At 39.9% G+C, this 8894-nt stretch carries 6 protein-coding genes; 3 read left to right on the top strand and 3 right to left on the bottom strand.

The features are described from left to right. A partial coding sequence (locus tag D6D85_RS12970; RefSeq protein ID WP_133308322.1) for a V0D/AC39 family V-type ATPase subunit occupies window positions 1-920 on the top strand: 920 nt, incomplete at its 5' end. Here the strand turns inward: D6D85_RS12970 and D6D85_RS12965 are convergent. Both D6D85_RS12965 and D6D85_RS12960 read right to left on the bottom strand, forming a co-directional pair. Next, the gene (locus D6D85_RS12965; protein ID WP_125672457.1) at window positions 921-1241 is read right to left on the bottom strand and encodes an ATP synthase subunit C; all 321 of its coding nucleotides are present in this window, start codon (window positions 1239-1241) and stop codon (window positions 921-923) included. A gap of 56 nt (window positions 1242-1297) precedes the next feature. Continuing rightward, on the bottom strand, window positions 1298-3667 hold the full coding sequence (locus tag D6D85_RS12960; protein WP_125672456.1) for a V-type ATPase 116kDa subunit family protein: 2370 nt from the start codon (window positions 3665-3667) through the stop codon (window positions 1298-1300). Between the two features lie 91 nt (window positions 3668-3758). On the opposite strand from D6D85_RS12960, the gene wecB reads away from it, so the two are divergent. Both wecB and D6D85_RS12950 read left to right on the top strand, forming a co-directional pair. Then, a complete protein-coding gene (wecB, locus tag D6D85_RS12955; protein WP_125672455.1) occupies window positions 3759-5120 on the top strand; it encodes a non-hydrolyzing UDP-N-acetylglucosamine 2-epimerase in 1362 nt (453 codons plus the stop codon). A 47-nt stretch (window positions 5121-5167) separates the two neighbouring features. After that, on the top strand, window positions 5168-5803 hold the full coding sequence (locus tag D6D85_RS12950) for an orotidine 5'-phosphate decarboxylase / HUMPS family protein (protein WP_161969877.1): 636 nt from the start codon (window positions 5168-5170) through the stop codon (window positions 5801-5803). A gap of 187 nt (window positions 5804-5990) precedes the next feature. Here the strand turns inward: D6D85_RS12950 and D6D85_RS12945 are convergent, their stop codons facing one another. After that, window positions 5991-8816 (bottom strand): DEAD/DEAH box helicase, encoded by a 2826-nt coding sequence (locus tag D6D85_RS12945; protein ID WP_125672453.1) that lies wholly within the window; start codon window positions 8814-8816, stop codon window positions 5991-5993. Between the last annotated feature and the right edge of the window lie 78 nt (window positions 8817-8894).

The raw sequence follows: 8894 nt of genomic DNA, 5'->3' as shown, positions 1-8894 counted from the left end.
CAGACTGGGAGTCTCTTTTCAAGGAGATAAGTTCAACAGAGTATGGTATGTTCATAGAAAAGCAAGAAGATCTGAAATCGGCTGATAAAGTGACGGATGTAACCCTTAGAATGCTCGGCAGAAGGGTGAGGATCTTCCTCGAGATATCAAAGGGAGATGTTGTTGGGGAAGCTGCTGTTCGCTATTTAGCAAAATATGATGTTGAAAACCTTAAAAGAAAGGTATTCTCCCTTGTTATAAGGAGGGAGGGCATATCCGAGGAAAGATTCCTACCCATAAGCGGATTTATATCAAACATAGATTCTATTCTAAGGGTTAGTGATGTAGGTCAGATAAGCGACCTTCTTCCTCAGGGTAAGCTGAGGGATTTCATATCAACATGGCTTTCATCCGGCCAGATGAACATACCTTTGCTGGATATAGGGATAGACAGGGCCTATTTGACGGAGACGATGACATGGGCAGAGATGACAAAGATGCGGGAGGTTTTTAGAATATATGCAGAAAACTACGCCTTAGGGGTTATACTGAGATCTCAGCTAATGGGAGCAGAAAGGGAAATATATAGTTCTATGTTCGAATTTTTATCTCAGAATGTGAGAAAAGTTCTTTCAGAGTCTAATACATTTGAGGAGTCCCTCAAAGCCCTCCTATCTACAGAGGCTCATAAATCAATGGCCTCGGAGCTTATGGAGATATATGAAAAATATGGAGTTCCGTGGACACTAGATCTAAGTTTATTTAAGGAGTTTTTCTCTAAAATAAGGAGCCTAGCTAGAATGAAGCCTCTTTCCCCAATCTTCCCATTTAGCTATATTGTGGCTGCAGAATGGGAGTCTTGGGCCGTTAGAACAGTTATACTTGGAAAGCTGAGCGGAATTGAGCCAGAAAAAATATATGATATGCTTTCGCTTTATTAATTATCCCATTAGTAGGAATGCTATGAGGAGTCCGTAAATAGCAATTCCCTCGGATAAGCCAGCAAGCAGAAGAACTTGAGTAAATGCTTCTGGTCTTTCAGCAAGGAGTGCTGATCCTCCTATGTTTATACCTTGTAAGGCTATTCCAGCTCCTATTGTGCTTCCAGCAACAGCTAAAGCAGCACCTAGTGATCTGTATATATCTGTTGGTTTAGCTTGGTCTGTCTGTGCAAACACTATCTTAACTGACACAGAAAATACGACAAGAGGAAGTATTAATAAGATCAAGAGAGATATTCTGAGCAGCTTCACCTTGTCCATTGGAAAGCACCTCCTTCAGATGGGACCTATAATGTTTCTCTTTAAAAATTTAACTATCAGGACGGAAGAAGCTCCCTCACTCGCAGGAATGGTCTGCCATTAGCGGAATAGAACTTTGTGAAGAACTCATAGAATGTGAGCCTCATCGCTTGTATAAAGGATAACAACCCCTCAAGTCCTATAACAGCTATATTGATGAAGATAAAAGTTACCAAAGAAATGGGATTGGTCAACAGATGCATCAGATTCTCCGGAGTTATTGAGGTAGAGCCTACAGTAAACATTCCTGTAAGAACGCCAAAGGTCTCATGAGCTACTGCAAAAGCAGCTAACCTTATGAATGAGAGAGAGTTACTGAAGAGAGCTAAGGTGCTTTCTATAAGTGTTGACACCATTTCCGGCATTCCGTGGAGTAACCCATGTCCCTCCTTCATAGATTTGAGCATTGGTGTGGTTGCTGTTATCAATAGTGGTATAACCATTGCCTGAAAGAGAGGATCTGATACAGTCTTCATCACATCGGCTCCATTTCTTATTGCTGCGTAAACCGCTCCTGCGTACATTGCTATTGTCAGTATACCTCCGTACTCCAAGAAAGCTGCGAATTTATCGCCGGATAGGATTTTATCAATTGTTCTTATCACAAATGCCAATAGTATCTCAAAAGCTCCTATTAGAAGTGCTATTCCAAACAGCTTTGTGGGCTCTTTTATCGGGCTTAGCACATGAGTTCCAATCTCTACAAAGAAAGCAGCCCCATAGAGATATCCAAATATTGTTGCAAATATCCCTGAATACAGAAGTATACCCCCAAGATCTCTCAGAGATCCCTTAGTTTTCAAAAATAGAAATAAACCGAATATTGCAACTATAACTCCATGTCCCATGTCACCAAACATCATGCCGAACATCAGCGGGAAGAGGAATGAGGTTATCACAGTGGGGTCTATCTCCTTTATATTGGGAAATCCGTAAAGTTTATGTGTGAGCAAGCTTACTGGAGAAGCTATCTTTGGCAATTTAATTCTTGAAGGAGGCTTCTTCTTTTTGCTAGGTGCTTCTAACTCTACTGCAACAAGGCCTCCCATGCTTCTCTCAAGATGAGATTTCAGATTATTTGCCAGCCTTCTTGGAACCCAACCATGAGCCACAACAATGTCGCTCCCCTCATATATCATGAGGGACACCTTTTCCTCCACTGCCTTATGCCTAATTGCTTCTTTTGTCTTATATAGTCTGGATGCTATCTCTAGTATGCTCTTCTTCGTGTCTTCTAGCTCTTTTTTCAGCTGTTTAACATATTCTTTGTCCATCAGCTTGCTTAACTCGGATAACTCGACTCCGACTTTCTCCCTCTCAGCAAGTAGTGGCTGAGATTTCTCAAGCATTTCATATATGCTTTTCTCTGCCTCTCCAGCAATTAGAGCATCCACTGATATCACACGTTCCCTTATTTCTCTGAAATTCTTGTAAAGCAAATCCAGACAGTCCACAGACCCCTTAACTCTTGTTCGAATTATATCTACCAGCTCATTCATCCTTCTTGCTATTTCCTCCTTCTCTTGTGATATCCTCCTAGCAGCAGGAATCTGCTCGGATATGATAGGTTGAATCTCGGGCATCCTCTTGGATACATCGCTTATTCTCTCCCACATTTTCTCCAGAGATTCAAGTTGTGAAAACTTCCCCGATAAAGTTAGATACTCTCCTATGCTGCTGAGGACCTCTTTCAGGTTGCTTTCAGCGTGATCTATCTCAGATATCAAGGACTCTAGACTTCCCTCGATCACTTTTTCTGATATCTCCTTTAACCTCTTTTTTATACTATAAATAATATTAACTACATTATTTAATATTATCCTCATATCATCTATAGATGTGGATTTATCCAAAGAGGAATTCAGGAGGGAGATAGCCCTTAAAATTTCAGAATCCGTCTCTATCATCAATCTTGCGATTTTCATCTTACTTGGATCCTTGGAAACTGCTTCTAAAGCAGTTGCATAATACCTTCTCAGTTTCTCCTCTATATCTGAGAGTTCTGATTCCACCTCGCTCAACCTTTTCTTTCTCTCAGAAATTATCTTTTTTGCTTTTCTAGAGAGATTTATCTGCTTTTCAAGTGAAATGGCCCTTCCTATGAGCTCATCAAGCATCTTTATATCTTCATCTGGATTATCGCTCGGAGATGAGTCAGCAAGGAATCTCTTTTGTATGCTTGAAGCTCTCTCCAAAGCTTTGCTTATCTCCTCATATAATCTGAGATTGGGTGTCTCTGATTTTGGCGGATTAACCCCTGGCAGCTCGAGAGGAAGCTCTAAATTTACTTCATCAAACTCCACTAGTGCGCTTGCAAGGAGATTTTTCCCTGTCTTTGTGGTGTATGCATAGAATTCGATTACATCCTCGGGCTTCAGCGTGGTCATCACCTGTGGCCCCTAAACAGGATCTCTTTAAAAGCATAGCTTCAGGTAAATATAAGAGTAACTTAAATTTCACTTAGAGAAGGGCTTGTGGATGAAAGGCAAGATTGTTATAATCACTGGAACAAGACCTGAGATAATAAAAATGGCTCCAATAATACACTGTTTTAGAGAAGTAGAAAACCTAGATTTATACCTTGTCCATACAGGCCAGCATACCGATTGGAATATGAGCCGAGTTTTTATCGAGGAGTTTGAGCTACCTGAACCATATGCATATCTTAACATTAATACTGAGACGCAGATAAAGCAGATTGCCAATATACTTATTGGATTAGAGCCTATCTTAGACGAAATAGCTCCAGATGCCGTCATGGCAGTAGGGGATACTAACTCAGTTCTTTCAGCAGCTATTGCTGCGAATAAAATAGGAATACCCTTTATTCATGTTGAGGCAGGGCTAAGAAGCTTTGATATGACGATGCCGGAGGAAGTAAACAGAATAATAGCAGATCACATATCATCTTTGAACTTTCCTCCCACTAACAGAGCAGCTAGCAATCTCTTAATGGAGGGCTATCCGCACGAGGATATTTATGTAGTGGGCAACCCTGTGATAGACTCTCTCATTAGAATGAAAGATAAAGCTGAGAGATCAGGTATCTTAGAAGATATCGAGGCTAGTAAAAAACCCATAATTACAGTTACAGTCCACAGAAGGGAGAATCTGAGTAGAAAAGAGAGAATGATGGGAATAGTAGATGGAATAATATCTCTAGATTTGGGGACTGTGGTATGGCCTGTTCATCCACATACCCTTTCAATTCTCGAGAAATATGGACTTCTGGATAAGCTTAAGGAAAAGGATAATATCATAATGACAGAGCCTTTGGGCTACATAGACTTTATTGGGCTTATGATGAGAAGCTCCGTAATTGTAACAGATTCCGGAGGGATACAAGAGGAATCTACTTTCTTAGGCATACCCTGTGTTGTGGTGAGAAATAACACAGAGAGACCAGAGGCTCTTGAAACAGGTCTCAGTGTTTTAGCCGGAACGGATCCAAAAAGAATAAAGTATGAGGTAATCAGGATGTCCAAAATCGGAGTGAGGCCTATTGTAGAGAACAATCCCTTTGGAGATGGAAAGGCGTCTATTAGAATAGTTGATATCACCCTGAGTTACTTGAGAAAAGGATTTTCTCAAAGATGTGAAACTTTTCAGGAGCATGGACCTATTTATGCAGCACTAATAGCAAACGAAATGCTTTCTGGAAGGAGAATATCAGAGGTAGAATCCACTTATGGTGTAAAAGTTATATCCCTGTTTAAAAAGGATGGATTGATAGATTTGGTCAGAGATATGAGGGAAATAAGGCAGGGAGAGATGCTTTTAGTGTCCGGGGAAAGAAGTAAAATTTCAAGATTATTAGAATCTGGGTCCCACAAAGTTTGAGAGACTTATGGATAATTTTATTAAATGGTTGGGAGGAGTCAAGGGGGTTGAAATTGGAGGTCTTTCTATCATTAGATGTCTTAACTATATCAAAAGCCATCAAGATAGCTTCAGAGGCGTATGAAGAGGGGATAAGGCACATAGAAGTAGGAACACCTCTTATAAAATCGGAGGGCTCAAGAGCTATAAGAATAATAAGGGATACATTTCCTGATGCTATCATATTTGCAGACATGAAAACAATGGATACGGGTGGTCTAGAGGCGAAAATTGCATTTGATAATGGGGCAGATATATCTAGTGTGATGGCAGTAGCTCCAGAAAGCACTTGGATAAGTGCTGTTAAGGAAGCAGAGATAAGAGGAAAGGAGATTTTACTGGATTTGCTTGGAGTAAACAAAATGAATTTGAGGGATAAGCTCAAGAGAGCTGAGGAAATAGGAATAAGAAGGGTGTGTCTTCACAGGGGAATAGACGAAGGAGGAACAGCAGACCCTAGCATCATGAGAGAGCTTAAAAAGGAATGTAAGATTCTTTTTGGTGCTGCCGGAGGCATAGATGAGAAATCAGCGTTAAATTTTCTTGGTATAGCTGATTTTATCATGGTGGGAAGAGCTATAACAGGATCCGATAATATAAGAGAATCTGCCAGGAGAATACTCTCAGCTGTAGGTATGAGATGAACTATCCATTTTGTCAAGTTGTTTAACTTTACAGCTGCTCTATGCGCTATTGTTTCTCTTTAATTCACATTTTGGTGTCTTATTTACCCATTAAGGCCTGAATGGTTCGATCAGAAATGGAGTCACACAGAGAATGCTGTTGAGAGTGACGATATGTTAGCTCGGTAACCTAAAATTATCTCTAGTATCAATCTTTTAACTTCTTTTTTATTGATTCCTTCTCTATAAAAGCTAATTTTGAGAGAAAATGCTCATCAATACTCCTGTTCTCAGATAACAAATTCCTCAAATCCTCTATCTTATATCCCCTTATTCCCATTGAGACAAGAGCTATAACTCCAAACTCTTCAGTAAGCCTTCCCAGTTCAAAAACTTTATTTGCAAGTCTAGAATCAGGAATAAAAGGTCTACCTCTTTCAATTGATCTTTTGATGTGCTCTAGTGCAAGCTGAGAATCCTTTCCATGAAGCCCGGCCAATCTATTGCTGTTGCATTTTGGACATCTCAACTCTTTAAGCTCTAATAAAGAGGATATGCTTACCCAAGAGCTCCATTGCCAGCAGTTAGAGCAAAGTAGCAGCAATTGAGTTCTCATAAGCCTCATCTTGAAAGTTTCTAGCATTCTTTTTTCCAGAAATGAGGGAGGCACAAATTCCAAGTAGTAAGGGGATCTCCTCAATCCCTCTGCTGCTATTGGGGATAATTCCTTGCTTCTGAAGTATTCTATCTTTATTTTTCCACTCTTAATGAGATCAAATAGCATTTTCAAGCCATCTATGTCCAGATCTACTGTAAGAACTTCATTCAATGTTTCCTTATCGATGACAGTTCCTCGATAGACATCTACAAGTTTCCTTATGCTGATACCGGTTATATCAGCATCTTTCTTTATTGCCCCAAATCTTTTCGCGACCTGAACTAGCCTAACCCTATAAAAACCGGTCTCCCTTACTACCTCTAAAAGATCTTCAATCCCTTCTTCAATTATTTGAATGAATAGATGTCTTATTAAATCGCCACTAGCTCCAATTATGAATATTCTGTAGGGATCTTCATCAGTCCTTACTATCAAGCCGTATTTTTTCGCCAAATAATAAGCTATCATTCTGCTAAGAGTCCTATTTATGAGAGTCCCTAGGGTTGCATGAACTGTAACTATTCCAGGAGCCTCCTCTATGACAATTTTTTTATCTGTTGGAAGAGGATATCCTAAACTGAGATGTCTCATTATGGGCTCTATTCCCCTCATAATATCCTCCTTTTGTGTGAACGGGAACTCTTTAAGAAGCTCTTCAACTGCTTTTTCTGTGTCCATTCCACTCATCATCAATTCAGCTATTTTCTCCCTCAATCTTCCCACACTTACTGCGGTCTCAAGGGTCACTGGGAGTTCTTCTCCTATCCAACTTGGTATAGCTCCGCTTGGGTCCATTGCTGCTCTAACATAAACTCTTCCACTTTCTATCTCTTTTACCTGCCATGCGGCACCTCGAAACACAAACTTGACTCCAGGCTTCAGATATTCAGCGACGAACATCTCATCGAGGGATCCCAAGAAGAAACCGGATGAATCATCTATTACAGGTACGGTCCTCACATCTGGTATCGTCGATAGATTTGAGAAGTAATATTCGTAAGCTCTATATCTTGATACAGAGGCCATTTTGCTCTCTTTGTTGTATCTAAGCAATCCTATTTCATGCATGAATAAAAGTAGCTCCTCCAGTTCCTCCTCACTTAAATTTCTGTAGATATACGAGGAATTGAGCAGACTGAGCAGTTCTTTAATTGAGATTACTCCCTTAGCTATAATCTCGCCCTCTATTTGATGAGCTAATACATCTAGGGGTTTTCTGAACATCTTTCCTCCTTCAAGTTCCTGTCTTTTTGCTCTTTTGACTATCACAAGAGATTCTAGATAATCATCTGGATCCTGTGCTATTATGAAACCTTTTGCAGGCTCATCTGGCTTGTGACTACCTCTCCCAATTCTCTGTATTAATCTAGTAGTTTGTCTTGGTGAGGAGAACTGGACCACTATATCCACATATCCTATATCTATTCCAAGTTCTAGAGAGCTTGTAGCAACGACAGCATTTAATGCACCTTCTCTGAATTCTTTCTCTGTTTGTTCCCTTGAATCCTTTGAAAGAGAACTGTGGTGGATGCTTATAGCTTTTCTATCCTTAAGATAGCTTCTAAGCTTATTTGTAAGAGCTTCAGCCATCGATCTCGTGTTAGTGAATATAAGAGCTGATCTGGAATTTTCTATGATTTCAGCTATCCTCCTAAGTTTTGATGCCATCTCAGGATCTATTAATAATTTAGAACTTGTGTTATAATCCTCCTCGCTTACATCCGGGAGTTCCACTTTAATATCTAGTTCTCTAATTGCATGAACTTCCACTACCTCAAAATCATCGTTACCCAGAAAAAGTCTTGCAGCTTCTGCTGGATTGGGTATTGTAGCTGACAAGAGAATGACCTGAAATTTCCCTGCTATTGCTCTCATTCTGCTTAAAACTAGGGATAACTGTGCGCCTCTTTTATCATCTATCAGTTCATGTACTTCATCAATAACAACATATCTAAGGTTTTCAAGATAATTTCTCAATCTTTTCCCTACTAAAAGTATTTGTACAGTTTCCGGGGTTGTTATCAATATATCAGGAGGAGTCAAAGCTTGTCTTCTTCTTACAACCTGATCCGTATCCCCATGCCTGACCTCTGCTCTGTAACCCATTGCCTCAGCCCAGAATCTTATTCTTTCCTCTAAATCCCTATTTAAAGCTCTGAGAGGGGTTATATATATCAGGGAAATGGGCCTTGCACCGTGCTTCTTCATCAGAGTTAGTAATGGCCAAAGGGCAGCTTCAGTTTTTCCTGTTCCAGTTGGGGAGCTTATTATAACATTTTTCCCGCTTAAAATAACTGGAATTGATTTCAGTTGGACATTTGTGATCTTCTTATACCTCTTTGATATCAACTTAATCAAACTTGGGTCTAGCTGCATCTCAGAATTTGGCAGTTGAGCCTTAAAGGATGCTTTCTCATTTTTTTAAATTCCATGAAAAGTTTTTAAATCGGTGTT

This window comes from Candidatus Methanodesulfokora washburnensis, assembly GCF_003947435.1.
GTDB lineage: Archaea > Korarchaeota > Korarchaeia > Korarchaeales > Korarchaeaceae > Methanodesulfokora > Methanodesulfokora washburnensis.
The sequence above is the reverse complement of the archived record's forward strand: the minus strand, read 5'-3'. Positions and strand labels throughout refer to the sequence as shown.